The organism is Peribacillus sp. P4_B1 (assembly GCF_056402395.1).
The window spans coordinates 1-540 of sequence record NZ_JBFUHM010000185.1 but is presented as its reverse complement, the minus strand read 5'-3'; the positions used below and the strand labels follow the sequence as shown (position 1 = coordinate 540).

Here is a 540-nt window from a genome sequence, read left to right as displayed (position 1 = left end):
CTCCAAATCCATATCCACTACCCATGTATAACCTTCGGTTATATAGGACTTTGCCTTTCGAACCGCCTGGTGCCCTTGTTTGTTAGGGCGAAATCCATAGCTATTCTCCGAAAAGGTTGAGTCATATATCTTGGTCAATATTTGGGCAATGGCTTGTTGAATGAAACGGTCTAGAACGGTTGGAATACCCAATAACCGAACTCCGCCGTTTGGTTTCGGGATTTCGATACGACGGACGGGCTGCGGTTGATAGGTACCCTGTAAAAGGGCAGTTTTCATGTTGTACCATTCGGTTGCGAGGTGCGGTCTCAGGTTTTGAACCGGCATTCCATCTACACCATGGCTTCCCTTATTTCTTTCTACACGCTTCAATGCCTGTATTAAGTTTTCCCTCTCTAGTATCTGTTCCATTAACATCGTTGATATCCTTTCTACGTGGATAAATGGTCTATTTGTGCCTTTATCTGCTCCACCCTTTTGAAGTTCCCCGTGTATTCACCACTTCTTCCTTCAAATAAGTTCCGTTAGGAATTGTTTGTG

The 540-nt window shown here is 44.3% G+C and carries 1 protein-coding gene; it reads right to left on the bottom strand.

The genetic code is table 11. From position 1 onward, the window contains the following. The coding region (locus tag AC1DVK_RS27175) for a reverse transcriptase domain-containing protein (RefSeq protein WP_477627855.1) at positions 1-417 on the bottom strand (417 nt) is incomplete at its 3' end. Positions 418-540: the final 123 nt, after the last annotated feature.